The 20525-nt window shown below is 61.2% G+C and carries 17 protein-coding genes and 1 pseudogene; 6 read left to right on the top strand and 12 right to left on the bottom strand.

Going from position 1 to position 20525, the window contains the following annotated elements; translation table 11 throughout:
* Positions 1 to 79: 79 nt before the first annotated feature.
* From B5M07_RS06780 to B5M07_RS06745, 8 genes are all read right to left on the bottom strand, one after another.
* A complete protein-coding gene (locus B5M07_RS06780; protein WP_120350729.1) occupies positions 80 to 1426 on the bottom strand; it encodes a dihydrolipoyl dehydrogenase family protein in 1347 nt (448 codons plus the stop codon).
* 45 nt (positions 1427 to 1471) lie between these two features.
* On the bottom strand, positions 1472 to 1834 hold the full coding sequence (locus B5M07_RS06775; RefSeq protein WP_120350728.1) for a hypothetical protein: 363 nt from the start codon (positions 1832 to 1834) through the stop codon (positions 1472 to 1474).
* A 4-nt stretch (positions 1835 to 1838) separates the two neighbouring features.
* Complete coding sequence (merA, locus tag B5M07_RS06770) at positions 1839 to 3254, bottom strand: mercury(II) reductase (protein ID WP_120350727.1); 1416 nt, start codon at positions 3252 to 3254, stop codon at positions 1839 to 1841.
* Entirely contained in the window at positions 3251 to 3487 is a 237-nt protein-coding gene (gene merF / locus B5M07_RS06765; protein ID WP_254693970.1) for a mercury resistance system transport protein MerF, read from the bottom strand. Before merF ends, merA begins: the two co-directional genes overlap by 4 nt.
* Positions 3484 to 3684, bottom strand: a complete 201-nt coding sequence (locus tag B5M07_RS06760; protein WP_120350725.1) for a hypothetical protein — start codon at positions 3682 to 3684, stop codon at positions 3484 to 3486. The genes merF and B5M07_RS06760 overlap by 4 nt, the downstream gene beginning before the upstream one ends.
* Positions 3653 to 4903, bottom strand: coding sequence for an IS256 family transposase (locus B5M07_RS06755; protein WP_120350724.1), 1251 nt, complete (start codon positions 4901 to 4903; stop codon positions 3653 to 3655). The genes B5M07_RS06760 and B5M07_RS06755 overlap by 32 nt, the downstream gene beginning before the upstream one ends.
* 64 nt (positions 4904 to 4967) lie before the next feature.
* The gene (locus tag B5M07_RS06750) at positions 4968 to 5165 is read right to left on the bottom strand and encodes a hypothetical protein (protein ID WP_120350723.1); all 198 of its coding nucleotides are present in this window, start codon (positions 5163 to 5165) and stop codon (positions 4968 to 4970) included.
* Between the two features lie 14 nt (positions 5166 to 5179).
* The gene (locus B5M07_RS06745; protein ID WP_254693969.1) at positions 5180 to 5581 is read right to left on the bottom strand and encodes a mercuric transporter MerT family protein; all 402 of its coding nucleotides are present in this window, start codon (positions 5579 to 5581) and stop codon (positions 5180 to 5182) included.
* A gap of 64 nt (positions 5582 to 5645) precedes the next feature.
* Between B5M07_RS06745 and B5M07_RS06740 the strand changes: the two genes are divergently transcribed.
* From B5M07_RS06740 to B5M07_RS06730, 3 genes and pseudogenes are all read left to right on the top strand, one after another.
* Complete coding sequence (locus B5M07_RS06740; RefSeq protein WP_120350722.1) at positions 5646 to 6083, top strand: MerR family transcriptional regulator; 438 nt, start codon at positions 5646 to 5648, stop codon at positions 6081 to 6083.
* 308 nt (positions 6084 to 6391) lie between these two features.
* Positions 6392 to 7396: an IS110 family transposase gene (locus B5M07_RS06735; protein ID WP_120350721.1), complete on the top strand. Its 1005-nt coding sequence runs from the start codon at positions 6392 to 6394 to the stop codon at positions 7394 to 7396.
* A 46-nt stretch (positions 7397 to 7442) separates the two neighbouring features.
* Positions 7443 to 8638, top strand: a pseudogene (locus B5M07_RS06730) (IS3 family transposase).
* Between the two features lie 281 nt (positions 8639 to 8919).
* On the opposite strand, the gene B5M07_RS06725 reads toward B5M07_RS06730, so the two are convergent.
* Positions 8920 to 11796 carry a hybrid sensor histidine kinase/response regulator gene (locus tag B5M07_RS06725; protein WP_120350720.1) on the bottom strand — a complete coding sequence of 959 codons (2877 nt, stop codon included), beginning with the start codon at positions 11794 to 11796 and terminating at the stop codon, positions 8920 to 8922.
* Between the two features lie 423 nt (positions 11797 to 12219).
* On the opposite strand from B5M07_RS06725, the gene B5M07_RS06720 reads away from it, so the two are divergent.
* The 3 genes from B5M07_RS06720 to B5M07_RS06710 all read left to right on the top strand — a co-directional run bounded on the left by B5M07_RS06720 (position 12220) and on the right by B5M07_RS06710 (position 17149).
* Positions 12220 to 13350, top strand: coding sequence for a metallophosphoesterase family protein (locus tag B5M07_RS06720; RefSeq protein ID WP_120350719.1), 1131 nt, complete (start codon positions 12220 to 12222; stop codon positions 13348 to 13350).
* Positions 13347 to 15947, top strand: coding sequence for an AAA family ATPase (locus B5M07_RS06715; RefSeq protein WP_120350718.1), 2601 nt, complete (start codon positions 13347 to 13349; stop codon positions 15945 to 15947). The genes B5M07_RS06720 and B5M07_RS06715 overlap by 4 nt, the downstream gene beginning before the upstream one ends.
* A 95-nt stretch (positions 15948 to 16042) precedes the next feature.
* Entirely contained in the window at positions 16043 to 17149 is a 1107-nt protein-coding gene (locus tag B5M07_RS06710) for an AI-2E family transporter (protein ID WP_082849525.1), read from the top strand.
* Positions 17150 to 17155: 6 nt separating this feature from the next.
* On the opposite strand, the gene B5M07_RS06705 is transcribed toward B5M07_RS06710, so the two are convergent.
* The 3 genes from B5M07_RS06705 to B5M07_RS06695 form a co-directional block, all read right to left on the bottom strand.
* The gene (locus B5M07_RS06705; RefSeq protein ID WP_120350717.1) at positions 17156 to 18556 is read right to left on the bottom strand and encodes a TRAP transporter large permease; all 1401 of its coding nucleotides are present in this window, start codon (positions 18554 to 18556) and stop codon (positions 17156 to 17158) included.
* On the bottom strand, positions 18556 to 19185 hold the full coding sequence (locus B5M07_RS06700) for a TRAP transporter small permease subunit (RefSeq protein ID WP_120350716.1): 630 nt from the start codon (positions 19183 to 19185) through the stop codon (positions 18556 to 18558). Before B5M07_RS06700 ends, B5M07_RS06705 begins: the two co-directional genes overlap by 1 nt.
* 95 nt (positions 19186 to 19280) lie before the next feature.
* Positions 19281 to 20297: a C4-dicarboxylate TRAP transporter substrate-binding protein gene (locus B5M07_RS06695; RefSeq protein WP_120350715.1), complete on the bottom strand. Its 1017-nt coding sequence runs from the start codon at positions 20295 to 20297 to the stop codon at positions 19281 to 19283.
* Between the last annotated feature and the right edge of the window lie 228 nt (positions 20298 to 20525).

Raw genomic sequence — 20525 nt, 5'->3', positions numbered from 1 at the left:
CCTCCGTTTGCTGACCGGAGGTCAGCCCAGCTCATGCTCAATAACGCACAGTTTGGCAATTCTCTGAACTCTTGCGTTCCTAAAACATGGAACCGATATCCGACGCCCCCGTGGGATAGGCTGCCGGCATCGTCTTTACCTGGTCAACCGTAAGCCCCAGTTTGATTGCCAGCGAAAAGATATTGATGAGTTCCGCGTAGTCCGGACCAAACATATGCGCGCCCAAGATTTTACCATTCTCATCAGAGATGATTTTGGCACCTGCATGGGTCTCTCCCAATCGTTTCTGAGAGAACCAGTTGGATGTATCTGCGAATGATACCTCCACATCACCAGTCTCACGCGCTTCTTCCTCCAACATGCCGACCCGGGCGAGTTCTGGAATGGTGAACGCCACGCTGGGGACGCCGGTGTAATCAGGTGCGGTTTGTTTGTTTTTCAGCATGTTCGATGTGGCAATCTTGCCTTCGAAAACAGCCACCGGGGTCAAAGGTTTCCCCGGGGAGGCCGCGGCATCACCAGCGGCATATACGCGAGGGTTGGATGTGGACTGTAGCCACTCTTCGACTTTGACGCCGCCATGCTCAGCCTCAATGCCCGCAGCGCTTAGATCTAAGCAATCGACGGCAGGCACGCGACCCGCGCCATGGACAACAAGGTCGGCCTCTTTGACATGTGATTTGCCATCGACGCTATAGGTGACGCGCTCCATGTCACCCGCAGAGTCGATTCGGTCGGGCGCGGCATTGGCGATGATCTCAATTCCGACAGCACGGCTCCGCTCCAGCAGCATATCGACAAGATCGGGGTCGAACATTTTCAGCTGCTGCTTGCCATGATCAAGAATGGTGACCTCGGCACCTGCTCGGGCAGCAATATGGGCAAACTCAAAAGAGATGTATCCACCACCCACGAATACGATGCGTTCGGGCAGGTTCGGCAGGTTCAGAAACTCGGTGCTGTCGATGAGCCGATCGGCACCGGGAAAGCCCAGAGGTCGCGGTTTGGCGCCTGTTGCGATCAAGGCATGCTTGAAGGTGAACTCCCCATGGCCTTCGATTCCGAGTCGATCCTCTGCGGTAAAGCGCGCCGACCCATGCAGCGTTTTCACGCCAGCTTTCTTCAACCCGTCTTCCATGTTCTCCGGCACCGGATCGGTGAAGCTTTCTTTGTGTTCCATGAGCGCTGGCCAGTCGATCCGCGTGTCACCTGCAACGCCCTTACCCTTTAGTAAACGAGCTGCGTCGATCGCTTCAGCTCCGGCCCGTAGCATTTTCTTCGGGTCGCAGCCGCGCAGCGCACAGGTGCCGCCGTAGGGCAGTTCGTCCACAATGGCGACGGACCATCCAGCCCCGGCTGCTTTTTTCGCGGCGTTGATCCCGGCCATGCCGGCGCCGATGACGATCAGATCAAGTGTTTCGGTCATGAAGTGTCCTTGTAGGCGAGAGTTAGGAAGGCTTTTGTTCCAAGTTCAACGATATCGGCCGAGTTTTCGTTCACTGAGCCACCAGATCCCGGTCGCGCCGACGCCGATCGTGAGCCCAAGCCAGCGCCAACCGTCGCTGCCCAGTGGCAGCGCGCCTACACCATAAGCCAGCACCGGCAGCATCATGGCCAGCAGGAACGGCCCGGTGTAGCGGCAATGCGCCCGGCCACAGCGCCGGGCATTGCGCAGGCAGGCGACGCCCATCCAAGCAAGGGCGATGACCCAGATTGCGGTTTTGGGGCCGTCGGCGAGCGGGACCGCCAGAAGCATCGCGCCGATGGGAAGGCCCCACGCGAGCAGGCTGCCAAGCCGGGTGTTTAGCCAATCGTGGGTGGAGGGATCTGCCATGTCTTTACCCCGCGCAACAAGACAGGGCAGCAACGTCCTTCTCGAAAGTCTGGGCCGCCAGTTTCAAACCCTCGACGGTGGTCAGATAAGGCATGATCGTGTCGCCAAGCTCTTCGTAGGTCAGCCCGGCCTTCAGCGCCATCGCTGCGGTCTGGATGCTGTCGGCCCCTTCCGGTGCCATGATCTGTGCGCCGAGCAGCCGTTTGCTTCCCGCTTCGGCCACCAGCTTGATGAGGCCACGCGTATCGCGGGCCCCCAAGGCCCGCGGCACGGCATCCAGCGGCAGAACGGAGGTCAGCACTTCATGACCAGCAGCGCGGGCCTGCGCTTCGCTGAACCCAACGCCTGCCACCTGCGGATCGGAAAAGACGACCCAAGGCATGGTGGCATTGTCATAGCTGCGGACCTCACCCGCCACCGCATTGCGCGCCGCGATCTTGGCGCCATAGGCGGCCATATAGACAAACTGGTCACGGCCCGTGACATCGCCCGCCGCCCAGATATTTTGATTGCCGGTGCGCATTTGAGGATCGGTCTGAATGCCGTCCCGCGCATCCACTGCAACTCCAGCAGCCGGGAGGTTCAGCCCGTCACTGTTTGGCACACGGCCGGTTGCGAGCACGAGCCGTTCCGATGTCAGTGCTTGGCCATCCGAGAGATGCAGCGTGATATGGTTGTCACCGTTCGAAATGCGGTCATAGCCATTAGCGCGGACCACACGGATGCCCTCATCGCCCAAGTAACCTGCCAGCGCCTCTGACACTTCCGGTTCTGCCTCCGGCAAGACGCCTCGGCGGCTGACCAGCGTCACGGCAACACCGGCTCGCGCAAAAAGCTGCGCCAGCTCCACGCCGATATATCCCGCCCCAAGCACAATCATGGATGCCGGAAGAGCGCTCAGTTCCAGTGCTGTTGTGCTGTCGAGGGTGTCGACGTCCTCGATTCCCGGGATTGCAGGCACATGGGGGCGGGAGCCGGTGGCAATGACGACCTTTGCTGCCGGGAAGAGACTGCCATCGACCGTCAACCTGCCATCGTCATCGAATGTCGCGCGGCCTTCGACGTAATCGACATTCTCATGCCGGGGTAGAACATCTGCATATTTCGCCGCACGTAATTCTTCGACCAGCGCCTGCTTTTGCGCGACAGTCGCCGCCCAGTCGAACACGCGGGCCTCGGCCTCTATCCCATCAAACCGAGCCGCAGCACGCGTATGATGCAAACTCTCAACCGCGCGGATCAACGCCTTGGACGGCACGCAGCCCACGTTGACACAGGTGCCGCCAATGGTGCCCGCGCCGATGAGCGCCACCCGCGCGCCGGTCTCAGCCGCAGTGATGGCGGCAGAGAAACCCGCGGAACCGGCGCCGATCACGGCAAGGTCATAAGATTTCCTCTGGGGGGATTTAGTGTCTTTCATGATGATCTCTCTGAATCGCGGCACTTCCAAAGCGCGTAAATTGTGATGCCGATGAAGATGGCGAGCGCTGGCAACAGCACGTAATCAAGCCAGCCCAGCAGCGCCGACAGGCCAACAGCGCCGAACACGATCACCAGCACTGGCGTGAAACAGCAAAGGGCGACGATGACCGTGCCAATGAGTCCGAACTTGAGCAGGCCACTCTGGGTGTCGGAACCCTCCACGCCGCTCACGATCCGTTCTCCGCATTCAAGGCAGCGCGATATCCGACGGCCGTCACAGCGGCGACAATGGCCTGCGGGTCTGTCAGCGCATCATCATAGCGCAGAACATAGAGGCCATTTTCCGCCTCGCCTGCGATAAACTCCGAGATATGGGCAAAAGTTGGTGATGCCTGATCAGGCGGCAGTTTGAAGCTGGCGGATCCCATCGCGGAACTCAACCCCTTGGATGATCTCGGGCAGACGGTTCTGTCCATCGAGTTTGCGCCATTTCTTCTGCGCTGACATCATTAGCTTGAAGGCCATGGCCAACCCGGTCGTGCGGCTGAGGCATCCTTTGGTGCGTTTCGTGCGGTGCCGGACAGTGGCGAAGGTGCTCTCGATCGGGTTTGACGTCCGGATGTGCTTCCAGTGTTCCGCCGGATAGTCGTAGAAGGTCAGCAGCGCATCCCGGTCCTTGACCAGCTTGGTGACCGCCTTGTCCCATTTCACGCCGTAGGTTTCGACGAAGAAATCGAAGGCGACGTTGGCTTCGGCTTTTGTCTCGGCCTGCCAGATGTCGTGCAGATGACCCTTGGCCTTGGCTTGCACAGATTTCGGCATCGCGTTCAGCACGTTCATGGTCTTGTGGACCCAACAGCGTTGCTCCCGCGTCGTGGCGAACACCTCGCGCAGGGCTGTCCAGAACCCCAGGGCACCGTCCCCGATGGCGAGCTTGGGGTCCTGTTTCAGGCCACGCCGCTTGAGATCAAGCAGCACCTCGCGCCAGCTTTGGGTGCTTTCACGGAAGCCATCGGTCATGGCCAGAAGTTCCTTGCGGCCATATTCATCAGCACCCACGATTACCAGAACGCATTGTTTTTCCTCAGCCATTCGCGGCTTGAAGTAGACACCGTCTGCCCAGATGTAGAGAAAGCGCCGCGAGCCAAGATCGCGTTTCTGCCAAGCCTCGTAGTCCTGCCACCAATCGGCTTTCAGGCGCGTGACGGTCTTAGCGGATAGACCCTTGGCATTCGGGCCCAGCAGCGCTTCAAGCGCCTCGGTAAAATCGCCCGTAGACACGCCCTTGAGGTAAAGCCACGGCAGGAGTTCTTCGATAGATTTCGCTTTGCGCAGGTAACGCGGCAGGATGCTGGGCGTGAAGGTGATCTTGTCTTCGTAAGCACCCCGATCCCGAACCCGCGGCACCTTCACGGGCACCGGACCAATGCCGGTCATCACATCGCGTTCCGGTAGGTGACCATGACGGACAAGACGTGCCCGCCCATCCTGAAGCTTTTCATTGGAAAAGGCCGCCATGAGGGTGGCCAGCTCGGCCTGGACCGCCTGTTCGATCAGCTTGCGCGCGCCATCGCGGATGACATCCGTGAACGGATCAGCGCTAAATCCCGATGGATCGGGCAGTTGGGTGATGGTAGACTCTGACATGTGGCATATCCTTTTCTCAGCAGAGAATCGACGGCGTCTGAACACCGCCATGATATGCCGCCCCTCAGGGCATCACCAACTTTCGCACGTTTCTCATAAACTCCTGCACTTCGACGCTGTCCACGCGCTTCATGGCAGTAGCGACGATATAGCTGCAAGAGGGGCAATTGAGCCCCTCAACGGCAATGCGGGTGGTTGCTTCTGCGGCCAGTGTTGGGCTGGCAGAGAGGATAAGCACAGCGGTGGAGACGAGCAGTTTCATAGGAGACCTCATGGTCAGAATGTCAAAAGAAAGGGCGAGACTATTGGAAAGGCGAGCGCCAGAAGCACGACAATCAAAGCGCCCCAAAGCAACCGCCGCATCACCCCGCGGTCGACCGGGCGCGCACAGATGCCGTCCGTGCAAGCTTCCTTCGGCACCGGGCGATAGGCTTTCCAAAACCCATATGCGAGCGCGAGCGTTGCGAGGCTGAAGGTCACCCATTTGTAGGCATAGAGCGCGGTAAGTTGACCGATGAAGACTCCGGTGACGCCAGAGCTGACCAATACCAACGGCAGAATACAGCAAGATGACATGGCCAATGCTCCGAACACACCGGCGCCGGTGGCCAGCCAGCCAGAACGATCATCATGCTCGGTCGGTGTCGCAGGAGTGTGATCTGTCATCGCGGTGCTCATGGTTGCCTTCGTCATGACAGGCAAGGTAGGGTCTGTAGCAACTACAGGATCAAGGAGAAACTTCATGTCGAGCGATCACGGATTTGCGAGCGCCTTAAAGCGTTCCGATCTTGCGAAGTTGACCGGCTGCAACCTTGAGACCATCCGCTATTATGAGGGTGTCGGCTTGATGCCGGACCCACCGCGCAGTCCCGCCGGGCACCGCCGTTACGGAACTGCGCATGTTGAGCGGCTGAGCTTTATCATGCGAGCGCGAGAACTGGGTTTTACCATGGAAGAAATCCGAGGGCTGCTCAGCATGGTCGATCGCGGCAGCCATACCTGCGGCGAAGTCGAGAAACGTGGGCGGGATCACCTCAATGTCGTGCGGGCGAAGATAAGGGATCTGCAAAGCATCGAGGCAATCTTGGCAGAAACGATTGCGAAGTGCAGCGGTTCGGATGCACCGGAATGCCCACTCCTCAACGTGCTGTCAGATGGAGCTGTGGCCAAGGCAGATTGACCCGCACTTTACGGGACCTGAAGGAAAGGTGTTTTCAGCGTTTGAAAGTGTCGCAAACTTTGGAAGATTGCCCAGAACGGATTCCGAAGGATCAGAACGGATGCCACCAGCGGAGGAATGTCGGCTTTCTGCATGCTGTTGCGCAGCAAATCTCTAAGACCCGAATGGCAGCAATGGGCCGCTCTTGGCGGCGCAGCTTATGCCGCAACTGCGAAGAACTCCGACCCACAAACGGTCAGTAATGGGATGTACCGGCTGCTTCACCCAGCAGGTTAGGCTTGGCCTATACTGCAAAAAGGAGAAGTAGCATGGCGAAGAATGATTTTGATGAGCTAATGTCGATTGGCGTCGATATCGGCAAAGATGTCTTTCACTTGGTTGGTTTTGATAGAAACGGGCAGCTCGTGTTGCGCAAGAAGATCAAGCGCATGGCGTTGGCCGCGACGTTTGAGGAATTGCCGCGCTGCGTTGTGGGCATGGAAGCCTGCATGAGCGCACATTTTGTCAGCCGAACGTTGCGCAAGATGGGATTCGAACCTCGGATCATCCCGGCGATTTACGTTCAGCCGTTCAACAAAGGTCAAAAGAACGACTACAATGATGCCGAAGCTATCGCTGAAGCCGCTTTGCGTCCCAATCTCAAGACGGTTTCTGAGAAAACGCAAGAACAGCTCGATTTGCAAGCGCTGCACCGCGTCCGGTCACGTCTTGTGTCGCGCCGGACGGCGACAATGAATCAGATCCGCGCATTCTTGATTGAACAAGGGATCACCGTTCGCAAGAGCGTGGCCGCATTACGCACGTCGCTCCAAGCCATTTTGGACAATCGCGATGATGAGATGTCGTTGCGGATACGCAAGTTAATTTTGGGTCTTCAGCAGGACTGGATCTGGATAGACAAGCGGATCGAGATGACCACGTCAGAAATTGAAGGTGTCAGCAAAAGCGAGGCCAGCTGTCAGCGTCTGATGACTATTCCGGGCATCGGCCCAATCATCTCAACCGCAGTGGTGGCCGCTGTCGGGAACGGCGAGGCTTATGATCGTGGGCGCGACTTTGCGGCCTGGCTGGGGCTTGTGCCGCGTCAGCACAGTACGGGTGGTCGCACTATACTGGGCCGCATCACGAAGCGCGGCAGTCGATATCTGCGCATGCTGTTTTTACAGGCAGCACAGGTCATCATGATGCGACCCAAGAACTGGCCGAAGTTTAGTTTTGGCCCGTGGCTGGAGGCTGCCGCTACGCGCATGCAGCACAACAAGTTGGGTGTAGCATTGGCTGAGCTACCCCCCGAACATCGGACACTGACGTAAGCTGCGATTTGTAGTTTGCTGATCTTCAACACGAAGGAGATCAGGAATGTCGAAACGGAAGCAACATCACCCAGAATTCAAAGCCAAGGTGGCGTTGGAAGCGCTGAAAGGCGAAGAGACTGTCAGCGAGCTGGCCAGTCGGTTTGGAGTTCACCCGACGATGATCCATCAATGGAAACGTGCATTGCTTGAGGGCGCATCTGGTGTGTTCGAGCGAGGTAGCCGGAAGGCACCGGAAGTCGATGAAGAGCAGGTCAAAGGCCTGCATGCCAAGATTGGGGAGTTGGCCGTCGCCAACGATTTTTTGGCCAGAAAGCTCAAACCCTGGACCGGCAAGTGAGGTGCAAGATGATTGAGCCGAACATTCCGGGTCTGTCCGTCGGCAAGCAATGTTCCCTGCTGTCGATCTCGCGGTCGTCATTTTACTATGAACCCAAGGGTGAGAGCGAGATGAACCTCGATCTGATGCGCGTCATCGATAAGCAGTTCTTGGAAACCCCGTTTTACGGTGTGCGCCAAATGACGTGGCACCTGCGCAATGAACAGCATCTGGTGAACGAAAAGCGCATCCGACGCCTTATGCGGTTGATGGGTCTCATGCCGATCTACCAGAAACCCAACACGAGCAAGGCGGCGAAGGGTCACAAGATTTACCCCTACCTGCTGCGGGGGCTACGCGTGGATCGGCCAAATCAAGTTTGGTGCGCCGACATCACATATCTACCGATGCGGCGCGGCTTCCTTTATCTGGTGGCCATCATGGATTGGCACACGCGCAAGGTTCTGGCGTGGCGCATCTCGAACACGTTGGAGGCTGGCTTCTGCGTTGATGCGCTGAATGAGGCGATCCACAAGTTCGGCCCGCCAGACATAATGAACACGGACCAGGGCAGCCAGTTCACGTCTTTCGCTTGGACGAACAGGTTGCGGAGCGCAAACGTGCGCATCTCAATGGACGGCAAGGGCCGCTTCCTCCCCTCTCGGGACATCGCTGCGCGATACCCTGCCGGGCAAGGGATCAATATCTTTGTCGAACGGCTGTGGCGGTCACTGAAGTATGAATGCGTCTACCTGCATGCCTGGGAAACCGGGTCAGAGGCCCGAGATGGCGTCAGAAAATGGATCGAGTTCTACAACCACAAGCGCCCGCATTCTGCCCTTGGCGGCAAACCACCTGCTGTGGTCTATTGGCAGAGAATTGAAACAACCAACCACGATCAGCAAGTGCAAAGAGTAGCTTAAACTACGCCAGATCCTGTCCAACAAATGGGGAGTAGCTCACAGGATTGCGTACCACGGCGGGTCTTCTTGTTGGCCAAGCCCAAAACTCGCTCGGTTGGGGCGGTGGGTAACCTCCGTTGATTTCCAAGCCGCTTCGGCCGAGAAAGTCCAGCCCAACACAGCGGGCGGAACATCCACAAGGCGGGCGCCGTTGGCCGGGTCGAATACCCCCTTTCAAACCTTGTTTGCCTGCAATAGCAACGTCCCGCGCGCCACGATGTCGCAAAGGTCGCAACGCTCCGTCAAAACGCTGTGGCCGTTTCCGTCTGTGACAGAATGCCCAAGCTTGCAAACGCACGTTCCAGATCGCGGTCACCGAAAGGTTTCTGAACCACGGCGCAGCGACCCAAAGCCGCGGCGGAGGGCACTTCCGCTTGGCCGGTGGCAAAGATGATGGGCATATCGGGATGCTGCGCCCGCACGCGGGTGGCGACCTCCTCGCCCGAAATATCCGGCAGGCCCACGTCGATCAGCAGCGCGTCGAATTGCCCGGCTTGCAGCCTGTCCAATGTCTCCTGCCCCGACGCGGTTTCGGTGACCTCGGTGCCCAGCCCGCTGAGGATATCCGCCAGATCGAGCCGTATCAGCGCGTCGTCTTCGCAGAGCAGAACATGACGGGGCCGGTCTGGCTGCTCTTGGACTGCGTCAGCCTTTGTTTTTGCAGCGGGAGCCGAGGACAGCGCGTCGCGGACTTTGATCGCCAAAGCGTCTTTGGTGAAGGGTTTGGCGAGGAACTGCACCCCGGCATCCACCCGGCCATCGCGCACGATCGCATCGCGCGAATAGCCCGAGATGAAGAGGATCGGCAGGTCGGGCCGCTCGGCCTGAAGGGTTTCGGCCATGTCGCGGCTGCTCAGTTCTCCGGGCATGACCACGTCCGAGACCAACAGATCGAATTCCGGCGCTTGCCGCGCGGCTTTGAGGGCGGTGGCGGGGTCTTCTGCGGTGCGTACGCGGTAGCCCAGATCCGACAGCAAGGCGGCGGTGGCGTCGCGCACCTCGGCGTCGTCTTCGACCAGCAGAACGGTCTCGTTCCCGCCCGCGATGTCTGAGGGGTCATGCCATTGCAAAGGCTCCGCCGCCGTCTCGGCGCGCGGCAGCAAAAGCGTCACCGTCGTGCCCGCGCCGGGATGGCTGGCGATGGTGGCCCGCCCGCCCGATTGCCGCGCGAAGCCATAAACGGTGGAGAGCCCAAGCCCGGTGCCTTTGCCCACCGGTTTGGTGGTAAAAAACGGATCGAACACTTTGGCCAGCGTATCCGCCGGGATGCCGGGCCCGTGGTCGATGACTTTGACCTCAAGATAGTCGCCCGCCACCATGTCAGGCTCACCCAGCAATTCTTCGGGGCCGATATGCCGGTTTTCGACCGCGATTTTCAACTTGCCGCGCCCCTCCATCGCGTCGCGCGCGTTGATGACGAGGTTTAGCACGGCGTTCTGGGTGCTTGCCGCATCGACATAGGCTGGCCACAGGGCATCGGGCGTGTCGAGTTCGACCTCCATCCCCTCGCCCAAGGCGCTGCGCATGATGTCGTCGATATCACTGAGCAGATCGCGCAGGTCGATCGAGCGCGGCTGCAATGGCTGACGGCGGCTGAACGCAAGCAGTTGCGAGGACAGCGACGCGCCGCGCTCCACCGCCCGCATGGCCGCGTCGATCCGCACCCGCGCCGGGGAATCGGCCGCTATTTCGCGCGCGGCCATGGTCAGGCTGCCTGTCATCACTTGCAGCAAGTTGTTGAAATCATGGGCGACCCCGCCAGCAAGATTGCCGACCGCCTCGACCCGCTGGCTTTGGGCCAACCGGTCGTGAAGCTCTTCCAACTCGCGGTTGCGTTTCTCGACACGCTCTTCCAACGTCGTGTTCAGATCGGCCAGTTGGCGGGACAGTTCTTTCTGCTCGTGGATTTCGGAATTCGTGCCGACCCAGCGCATCAGCGCGCCTTGGTCATCTCTGGTCGGCACTGCGCGCACCAAGTGCCAGCAATAGGCACCATCGGCCCGTCGCAGGCGAAATTCGCTCTCGTAGACCGCCCCGGTTTCCACCGCCTCGGCCCAAGTGGCTATCGCCTCGGCGCGGTCCTCGGGGTGAATGATCGCGGGCCAAGCATCCCCGACCAGACTGCCCGGCGCCGCGCCCGAAAAGGCATATATCTGATCGCTGACCCAATCCAAACGCCCATCGGCGGTGGCGGTCCAGACATGGACCGGCATGGTATGGGCCATGGTGCGGAACCGTTCCTCCGCCTCGCGCAGCTTGGTTTCGGCAAGCTTATGCGCGGTGACGTCATTGCCTTGGATCACGATGCCGATGGTTTCTCCCCGCACGTTGTCGAGCGGTTGAAACACGAAATCGACGACGACCCGTTCAGTCGGACCTCCGGGGCTGCGTTGCACCCATGCCTCGGCCCCCTGTTGGCTCACGGCCTCGCCGGTGCGATAGACCTCGTCCAGCATTTCGAAAAAGCCTTGCCCCGCGATTTCGGGCAAAGCCTCGCGCGCGGGTTTGCCAATAAGATCGCGCTTGCCAATCATCCGTAAATAGGCGGCGTTGACCGTGCAAAAGACGTGGTTCGGCCCCATGAGGGTGACCATGAAATTCGGCGCCTGTTCAAAGATCAGCTTGAAAAGTCTGATCCCGGTATCGAGTTCCAGATTCTGCTGCGTCACCTCATGGGCACGGCGCAGCACGGCGGCTTGGGCCGAGCCTGCGCGCGCCTCACCCGGGGCTTCGGCGGTATAGACTTCGGTGATGTCCTGCGTGTGCTGCAAAATGAACTCGACCTCGCCGTCCGCACCTAGGATCGGCGTATGGGTCGCGCTCCAATAACGGTCTTCGGTTTTGCCCTCAGCACTGGCGATTGGATAGGGGATGACCGGCAAGTGGTCGGTGGTGCCATCGCGGAACACCCGCGCGAAAGACGCGCGCAGCATGCGGCCCGACTCGCTTTCGGGGTCAGATGGAAATTCCTCGAACAAGTCTTTCCCGATAAGCCGCTCTAACTGGCGATCAGTCACCTGTAGGTAGGCATCATTCGCCCAGACCACCCGAAGCTCACTGTCCAACAACACGAAGGGCGACGGCGCGGCCTGGAGGATTCTTTCAAAGTCATGGGTCATCGTGTGTTGATCTTCTTATCTATTGGAACGTGCGGGTCAGCAGTCTCAGCCGCGCATTCAATCTTGATTTGAGGTGTCAGGCAAGGACGGTTGCAGCGCCGTGTCTCGCGGCTGCCCTGGCTTGGCCCGCTACGGCAGGGAGGTTTTCGGAGGCTGCTCTAGATTTCATCGTATCTCGGAATTTTTAGGTCTGGGCGGCGGCGCCGCTGCGTCTCAACCGCGCGTCACGCATATGTAGCCCGCAATCCCTGCGGAACCAGAACCTCGCGCAGATTTTGCAACGTCTTGCACTCTGCGCTGAGTTTGCGATGAATGGAGCCGCTGCGCCTACCATGCCCCACGGGCCGCGCAGCCGATCAGCCATCGCCCTTTTTCTCATTTCCGCCCGCGCGCCCCTTTCCCAAAGCTATTCAGGACCACCGCATGACATTCCGCTTCATCCACGCGTCTGACCTGCACATCGGGCGCAAGTTCGCCAATATCCCGCAAGCGGCGGATGGCAACATCCGGGGGCGTCTGATGGAAGCGCGGCATGGGGCCATCGCTAAACTGGCCCAAGCCGCGCGGGATCACGGGGCGGCGCATGTGCTCTTGGCGGGCGATACATTCGACACTGCGACACCTTCGGCCGCTGTGCTGCGGCAGGCCTTGACCGCCATGGGCGAGGCGGCAGAGGTGACATGGTGGATCCTGCCCGGCAACCACGACAATCTGCGCGATGCCGAACCCCTGTGGGAAGTGATCCACCGCGATGCCCCTGCCAATCTGCGCGCTCTCTTGGATGCTGCCCCGGTTGAGATCAGCACGGATGCCAGCCTGTTGCCCTGCCCCGTGGCCTTTCGCGCGGGCGCCAGCGATCCGAGCGCCCCTTTGGACAAGATGCAAAGCCCCGAGGGGCATCTGCGCATCGGCCTCGCCCACGGCGGCGTCACCGATTTCACCGACAGCGGAGAGGCGATTGCGCCTGACCGGGACCAGCGCGCGGGGTTGGACTACCTCGCCCTTGGCGATTGGCACGGGCGGATGGCCGTTTCAGACCGGGTCCAATACTGCGGCACGCCGGAGCAGGATCGTTTCAAACACGGGCGACGGGGCGTCTGCCTTGCGGTTGAGGTTGCAGGCCCCGGCGCTGCCCCCAAGGTGAATGAGATCGAAACCGGCAGTTTCCTATGGTCCGAGGCCGAGCTTACGCTTCATCCCCGCCAAGACGCGGCGGCGGCATTGCAGGCCCTGCTGCCCGCTGCGGGCCGCCGGGATCACCTGCTGCGCGTCAAAGCAGGGGGCTGGGCGGGCCTTCCCGATCGCGCAGCGCTAGCCCGCGCGGCCCAGGCCTGCGCCCCCGATTTCGCGCATTTCGAACTGGTGACCGAAGGTTTGGGTACGCAATATGAGGCCGCAGACCTTGATGAGATCGATCGCGGCGGTGCCCTGCGCATGGCGGCGGATACCTTGGTGAACGAGGCGCAATCCGACACCCTGCCCCAGTCCGAGCGTGATGTGGCCGCCGATGCCCTCGCCCGGCTTCATGCCTATGTGCAGGGGGCGAAAGCATGAAAATCCGCGCCATCACCCTCAACAACGTCCGCCGCTTCACCGATCCCGCGCAAGTGACCGGAATAGGCGACGGGATCAATGTCTTGAGCGAGCCGAACGAGCACGGCAAATCCACGCTTTTCGACGCGATACAGGCGCTGTTCTTCAAACCCTTCGGCTCTCGCGACAAAGAGGTCGCCGCCCTGCGCCCCCATGCGGGCGGTGCGCCGGAGGTGACCATCGAGGTCGAAACCGACGAGGGGCGCTTTGCCGTTCACAAGCGGTGGTTCCAAAAGCCCCTTGCCACCGTGCACCGCGATGGCAGGCTGATCGCACAGGCGGATGAGGCCGAGGCATGGATCGCGCAGCTTTTGGGCGGGGATGCGGGCGGGCCGTCGGGGCTGATCTGGGTCCGGCAGGGCATGACCGCGCTGACCGGTGGCTCGACCAAAGAGGAGAAACTGGCGCTGGAGGCGCGGCGCGATCTGATGACCTCGGTCGGGGCCGAGGTCGAAGCGATGACCGGCGGGCGGCGCATGGACAAGGCGCTGGCACAATGCCGCGACGAGCTTGCCCAGTATGCCACCGGCACCGGACGCCCGCGCACCGGCGGAGCGTGGAAAGAGGCCCAAGATCAAGTGGAGGCGCTACAGGCCACGCGCGACCAACTGACCGCGACCGCGCGAGAGTTGCAGGATGCCTTGGCCGAGCGTCAGCGGGCACGGCGGGCCTTGGCCGACCTCGAAGCGCCCGAGCTGGTCGAAGAACGCCGCCAAAAGCTTGAGGCCGCCCGCACCGCCCATGACGCCGCCACCCGCCACGCGGAAGAACTGGAAACCCTTGACCGGGCCGTGGACCTCGCGCGTCTCACGGCTGAAAGCGCCACATCGCGGCTCGACAGCTACCGCGCCGGAGAGGTCGAGCAAAAGGCCGCCCGCGCCGCCGAAACCACAGCCCGCAAAGCGGCAGAGACCGCCCACAGCACCCTATCTGAACGCCGCGGGACGCTTGACACCGCAGAGGCCGCCGCGACAGATGCCCGCGCCGCCCTCAAAACCGCCGAGGACCACCACCGCCACGCCTTGCGGGCGCGCGCCGCGCGGGACGGCGCTGACCGTCGCCGCGCGCTTGAGGATCGCATCAAAGAGGCCGAAGAGGCCCGCCGCCGGATGGAGACCGCCGGTGCCGCCGCCCAATCCGGCCCGGACGCCGCCACGATGCAACGGCTAGAAACCCTCTCTGCCGAACTCTCCGCCAGCCGCGCCGCCCGCGATGCCGCAGCCCCCCAAGTGATTGTCCGCTACGCCCCCGGCCAATCGGGCAGCATCCACAGCGACAGCGGGCCGTTGGTGGAGGGCACCCCCCTGCCGCTTCCGCGCAGCACCACCCTGCGGATCGACGGTATCGGCAGTTTGGAAGTCCACCCCGGCGCGGAGGGCGCAGAGGACGGCACAGTCGAAACCGCCGCCGCCAGCCTGCAAGCCGCGCTCGACCAGATTGGCGCGGCTGATCTGGCCGGGGCCTGCGCCGCCGCCGCGGCCCGTGTGGAGGCCGCCGCGCGTCAGGGAGAGGCCAAGGCCGTTCTCAACAGCCTCGCCCCTGAGGGGATCGACGCGCTGCACCAAGCCCTCGCCGCCATTCCGGCCTCGGAGGAGGTTTCCGACGCACCTGATCTTGCGCGCGCCGAAGACGCCCTCGAAACAGCGCAGGCCGGGCATGAGACGTGCCGGATCGCGCGGGAGACGGCAGCCGAGGCGCTGGCCGATGCCAAGGCCGATGCCGCGGTCAAAGACGCACAGCTTGCCTCGCTCAGTGACCGGTTGCAGCGCGCCGAGGCGCAGCAGGCCAAGCTGGGCGATGTCACGGAAGACGCGCTTGCCACCCAAGCCGCCAGCACCGCCGCCGCGCTGGAGGCCGCACGCCTGTCCCACGCCGAAAAGGCCAAAGACGCGCCAGATGCGGCCAGCCTTCGGGCCGCCCTCACCCGCGCGGAATCGGTTGAGGCGCAAGCCCGAGAGGAAGTCGCCCGCCTGCGTCCCCTGCTGGCCCGGCTCAGCGAACGCATCACCCGCGCCTCTGGCGACGCGGTGGAGGAACGGCTCGCCGAGACCGAAGACCAATTGCAAGCCGCCGAAGAGACCCTCGCGCGGATCGCCCATGAGGTTGCGGTGCTCATCCGGCTGGAAGGCGCTTTGCAAGACGCGCGGAACGAGGCGCGAGAGCGGTACTTCACCCCCATCGTCAAAGAACTCAAACCGCTGCTGCAGCTCCTTTGGCCCGATGCTGAGCTGACATGGGGCGAGGAATCGCTGCTGCCGCACGCGCTGATCCGCGAAGGTCGCGAAGAGCCGATCGATGTCCTTTCAGGCGGCACCCAGGAACAGGTGGCGCTTTTGGTACGGCTGGCCTTTGCGCGGATGCTGGCCCGTGCGGGACGCATCGCGCCGGTGATCTTGGACGACGCGCTGGTCTTTACCGATGACGACCGGATCGAGCGGATGTTCGACGCGTTGCACCGGCAGGCCAGCGATATGCAGATCATCGTTCTGACCTGCCGCCAACGCGCCTTTCGTGCCCTTGGCGGACAGGCTTTGCGGCTGCAAACGGTGGGCCCATAGAAATAACGGCATCAAGTGCCCAGCGTGAATGAACTTTTCCCCCCGTCCCGCGTTGGCTTCGTAGCATCTGCGCAGGGCATGTTGGGGGGAATACATTGAACGATATCGCCGCGATCAGACGGCTGTTGGAAGTGCTGGTACTGATCGCCCTCTTCGTGACTGCCTATTTCGCCAAGGATTTGCTGCTGCCGATCCTGCTTGGTTTCCTCCTCGCGCTCACGCTCAGCCCGCTGATCCGCTCCTTTGAAAAATTCGGCATCTCGCCTCCGCTGGGGGCTGTGCTGCTGATTGGCTTTGTCGGGCTGATCATCTTTGTGCTGGCCGGGCTGTCGGCGGGCACCGTGGCCACGTGGTCGGATGAAATCCCCTCAATGGGCAATGAGATACAGCGCAAGCTGCAAGGCTGGATGAAGACGGTAGAGGATGTCCGCTCTGCCACGGAACAGGTCGAAAAGATCGGCGCAGATAACGGCGCCAGCAAACCCGAAGAGGTGGTGGTCAAACAGCCGGGCCTGCTCGACAATGCCATGAACACCGGCGCGCGGATTGGCGGCACGGTGGCCGTCGCCCTTGTGCTGGCGCTGTTCCTGCTGGCCTCGGGCGATCTGTTTTACCTCAAGCTGGTTCAGTCCTTCCAGACCTTCACCGGCAAGAAGCGCGCGCTAAAGGCGGTCTATGACGTTGAGCGCCGCGTGTCGCGCTACCTGCTGACCATCACCATCATCAACGCGGGGCTTGGCGTCTCTGTTGGGCTTTACCTTTTCGCGCTTGGGCTGCCCGTTCCTTATGTCTGGGGCTTGGCGGCGTTCTTGCTGAACTTCCTGCCCTATATCGGCGGGGTGATCGGCGCGGTGCTGGTGGGGGCCTATGCCATCGCCACATTCGACAGCGTCGGCTATGCGATCCTTGCCCCCATCGGCTATCAGATCCTCACCGGGATCGAGGGGCAGTTCATCACGCCCTACCTTGTGGGGCGTCGGTTGGAGTTGAACACCGTTGCCGTGTTCCTCACCGTGGTCTTTTGGGGCTGGCTTTGGGGGATTGCAGGCGCGCTCGTGGCGGTGCCCTTCCTCGTGGTCTTCAAGGTGATTTGCGAGAATGTCACCGCGCTCAACATGATCGGGCATTTTCTGGATAAATCCGCCCCCGATGTGGCGGCAACCGCGGCGGATGAACCCGCCGCGGAAAAGCCCGGTGGCTAAAGCTGCCTAGCCCGCGAGGGACGGCAGCCAAAGCACGATCTGCGGGAAGGCCACAAGCAAGCCGATGGTCACCGCGTCGGCGATGAAGAAGGGCATCACGCCGCGGAACACGTCCTGCACGCTGAGATCAGGGCGTACGCCCGCGACCACAAAGCAGTTGAGGCCGATGGGCGGGGTGATCAGACAGAACTCCGCCATTTTCACCACCAGAATGCCAAACCAGATCGCGCACATTGGCCCCGACATGCCAAAGGCGCTGTCAGCCGCAGAGACGAACTCGCCCCCGTTGAGCGCCATGACCGCCGGATAGACCACGGGCAGCGTCAAAAGCAGCATGCCGATGGCGTCCATGAACATACCCAATACCGCATAGGCCAGCAGGATGCAGATCAGGATGATCATCGGAGAGGTTTCGAGCGAGGAGATCCAATCGGCAAAGGCACCCGGCAGATCGGCGAAACCGAGGAAGCGCACATAGATCAGCACGCCCCAGATGATGGTGAAGATCATCACCGTCAGCTTGGCCGTCTCCAGCAGTGCGTCCTTCAACTCCGCCAAACGCATCCCACGGAAGACCGCCATGCAAAAGACGATAAACGCGCCAACTGCGCCGCCTTCTGTCGGGGTTCCCCAGGCATCGCCAAAGGGGTTGTAGACGAAGAAGATGATGATCACGACCACCGCGACAATCGGCAGAGCGGCAGGCAAAGCGGCAAAGCGTTCACGCCATGTGAAGCCGGTCACCGGCGGGCCGACGTTTTTCCAGATCATGGCGATGCCAATGATCAAGATGGCATAGACCACCGCCGAGAAAGCACCGGGGATAAAGCCTGCGAGCAGCAGCTTGCCCACGTCCTGCTCAACGATGATCGCATAGATCACCAAGATCGCCGAGGGCGGGATCAGCGAGGCCAGCGTGCCCCCTGCCGCCACGACGCCCGCCGCGAATTGCTTGTTATAGCCGATCTTGAGCATCTCGGGGATGGCGATCCGCGCGAAAACCGCAGCCGTGGCCACCGACGCGCCCGACACAGCCGCAAAGCCTGCGGTCGCAAAAACGGTCGAGACCGCCAAACCACCCGGCACCCAAGCGAACCAGCGTTTCGCGGCCTCAAAGATCGCTTTGGTCAGACCCGCGTAATAGGCCAGAAAGCCAATCAGAATGAAGGTCGGGATCAGCGAGAGTGTCTGGCTCGAGACTTTCGAGTGAGGCACCTGCCCGGCGGTCTTGATCGCCACGGTCAGCGCCCAGCCCAACTGGTCCCATTCCATGCCCTTTTTGGCCCAGAAAATCCAGATAAGACCGATAAGCCCGGCCATAGCGGCGGCAAAGGCCACCCGCATGCCAAGCACCACCATAAGCAGCATGCCGCCCGAGACCCAAAGGCCGATTTCAATAGGATCCATCAGTCACGCCCATCCAGTTGTTCGGCCTCGGCCATTGCTTGTTCTGCCGCCGATTGCACCAGCGGCACGGCCACGGGGCGTTCCAGCCCCAGCACCAAGGCCCGGCCATAGCCCCAAATCTGCAGACAAAGCCGCAGAGAGATCACGGCAAAGGCAACCGGCACCACCAGTTTGCTGGGCCAGATTGGCAGGCCGATGTCGATCGAACTGTCACGGCTCCACATCGGGGCGGCCATGTCAAAGCTGCGGTCGAAATGCGCCCAAGCGCCCCATGTCAGCGCCAGCATCAAAAGCAGGATCAGCACCACTGACAGCAGTTCCGCAGCCCAAAGTGCGCGGCCCTTAAGCTGGCCGATCAGAATGTCCATGCGCACATGCCCGCCCATACGTTGGGTATAGGCGATGCCCATGATGGCGATGAACGGCATGGCCGCTTCGATCCAGTCGACATAGCCCGCCAGTGGCGTGGAAAAGAACTTGCGCCCCCCCACGGACCAAACGGCCAGCACCATCAACATGAAAACGGCAATCCCCGAGATCAGGGCAAAGAAGGTCTCCAGTTTCAGCAGGCCCCGGTCGAGGCGGCTGAGGAGGCTGCTGTCCTCCAGCACGGCGGATGATCCGGCCATCGGCTCTCCTTTTCAGAAAGTCTGTTTGTTACGTCATTAAAGTCGAAAGGGCCGCGCGGTTTGCCGCACGGCCCTCTAAGTCATGCGCGCAAGGCTTAGTTCGACGCGCGTTCTTTTTCCAGCGTTTCCATCACGAGGTCATAGAGTTCCTGACCCGGAATGCCTTGGGCTTCCATGTCTTTGATCCATGCTTCGCGCGCAGGATCAGCCGCTTTGGCTTTGAACTCGGCGATCACCTCGGGGGAGAATTCGACCTTCTCGACGCCCTTTTCTTCAAGAACGGAATCCCACCGCTCAAGCAGTTCGCCGTAGTTGGCAAGGTAGTGATCCAGCGCCTCATCGACGGACCCATCAAGCGCTTCGCGCTCTGCGTCGCTCAGCGCCTCATAGGCGTCGATGTTCACCACAACGGGGCAGTTCACGGTGCCGGGGTTGAGGTTTGCGGTCCACCAATCGGCTTTGTTGATCGTGCCAAAGCTGAGGTGCGCGTGCTGGGCGAAGGCCACAGTGTCGACAACACCGGATTCCATCGCGTTATAGGCTTCCGAAGAGGTCACGGATGTCGGCACACCGCCCACGGCTTCGAATGCTTTGCCCAGACCGCCGGTGGCGCGCACGCGCATGCCGTCAAAGTCTTCCAACGTGGTGCGCGGATCGCCGGTGCCGACAAGGTTGTACTGCGGCATGGGCGAGGTCATCAGCATCTTGGCGTTCCACTGCGCCATCTCTTTGGCAACGGCGGGGTGATCATAGACCGCACGGCTGACCGCGACTTCTTCTTCAAGGTTGCTGACGCCAAGGAAGGGCAGTTCCAACACGGTGATCGCGCGGTTCTTGTCGGCGTGGTAGCCGGCGCAGAACTGGGCCATCTCGAAGGCACCGATGGAGATACCGTCGAGGTTCTCACGGTTCTTGGACAGGCCGCCGTAGCTGACGTTGATGGTGAATTCGCCGTTGGTCTTTTCGCTCACCAGTTCGGCGATCTTTTCGACATGCTCGGTGAAGGCGCGGCGCTTGCCCCAGACGGAGGCGTTCCATTCGGTCGCGGCAGCTTCGCCGACAAAGGCAACGCTCAGCGCACAGGCGGCGGCACAGCTCAGCAGGTTTTTCATGATGTCTCTCTCCCATTGTTGCCGCCCTTGGATGGGCGGATTGGCGCACAGGCTACCCCGAGGGGACAGGCCTGCCAACCCCGTCATGCCGCGCAAATACGACAGCCGCAAGACAGTTGGGCAGGGTTTGACTGCCAAGGCATTGAAAAAGCGCGTCATTCCCCGGCACAGATCGGAAAATTTACAGATACCACGCCAATCGGGAAAAACCTTTACAGGCAAGCCCTT

The organism is Sulfitobacter sp. D7 (genome assembly GCF_003611275.1).
Lineage (GTDB): Bacteria > Pseudomonadota > Alphaproteobacteria > Rhodobacterales > Rhodobacteraceae > Sulfitobacter > Sulfitobacter profundi.
The sequence above is the reverse complement of the archived record's forward strand: the minus strand, read 5'-3'. Positions and strand labels throughout refer to the sequence as shown.

Excerpts from the sequence above, each read along its gene's own strand:
- B5M07_RS06780 (WP_120350729.1), bottom strand. The coding sequence starts at position 1,426 with ATGACCGAAACACTTGATCTGATCGTCATCGGCGCCGGCATGGCCGGG.
- B5M07_RS06775 (WP_120350728.1), bottom strand. The coding sequence starts at position 1,834 with ATGGCAGATCCCTCCACCCACGATTGGCTAAACACCCGGCTTGGCAGC.
- merA (WP_120350727.1), bottom strand. The coding sequence starts at position 3,254 with ATGAAAGACACTAAATCCCCCCAGAGGAAATCTTATGACCTTGCCGTG.
- B5M07_RS06760 (WP_120350725.1), bottom strand. The coding sequence starts at position 3,684 with ATGGGATCCGCCAGCTTCAAACTGCCGCCTGATCAGGCATCACCAACT.
- B5M07_RS06755 (WP_120350724.1), bottom strand. The coding sequence starts at position 4,903 with ATGTCAGAGTCTACCATCACCCAACTGCCCGATCCATCGGGATTTAGC.
- B5M07_RS06750 (WP_120350723.1), bottom strand. The coding sequence starts at position 5,165 with ATGAAACTGCTCGTCTCCACCGCTGTGCTTATCCTCTCTGCCAGCCCA.
- B5M07_RS06745 (WP_254693969.1), bottom strand. The coding sequence starts at position 5,581 with ATGAGCACCGCGATGACAGATCACACTCCTGCGACACCGACCGAGCAT.
- B5M07_RS06740 (WP_120350722.1), top strand. The coding sequence starts at position 5,646 with ATGTCGAGCGATCACGGATTTGCGAGCGCCTTAAAGCGTTCCGATCTT.
- B5M07_RS06735 (WP_120350721.1), top strand. The coding sequence starts at position 6,392 with ATGGCGAAGAATGATTTTGATGAGCTAATGTCGATTGGCGTCGATATC.
- B5M07_RS06725 (WP_120350720.1), bottom strand. The coding sequence starts at position 11,796 with ATGACCCATGACTTTGAAAGAATCCTCCAGGCCGCGCCGTCGCCCTTC.
- B5M07_RS06720 (WP_120350719.1), top strand. The coding sequence starts at position 12,220 with ATGACATTCCGCTTCATCCACGCGTCTGACCTGCACATCGGGCGCAAG.
- B5M07_RS06715 (WP_120350718.1), top strand. The coding sequence starts at position 13,347 with ATGAAAATCCGCGCCATCACCCTCAACAACGTCCGCCGCTTCACCGAT.
- B5M07_RS06705 (WP_120350717.1), bottom strand. The coding sequence starts at position 18,556 with ATGGATCCTATTGAAATCGGCCTTTGGGTCTCGGGCGGCATGCTGCTT.
- B5M07_RS06700 (WP_120350716.1), bottom strand. The coding sequence starts at position 19,185 with ATGGCCGGATCATCCGCCGTGCTGGAGGACAGCAGCCTCCTCAGCCGC.
- B5M07_RS06695 (WP_120350715.1), bottom strand. The coding sequence starts at position 20,297 with ATGAAAAACCTGCTGAGCTGTGCCGCCGCCTGTGCGCTGAGCGTTGCC.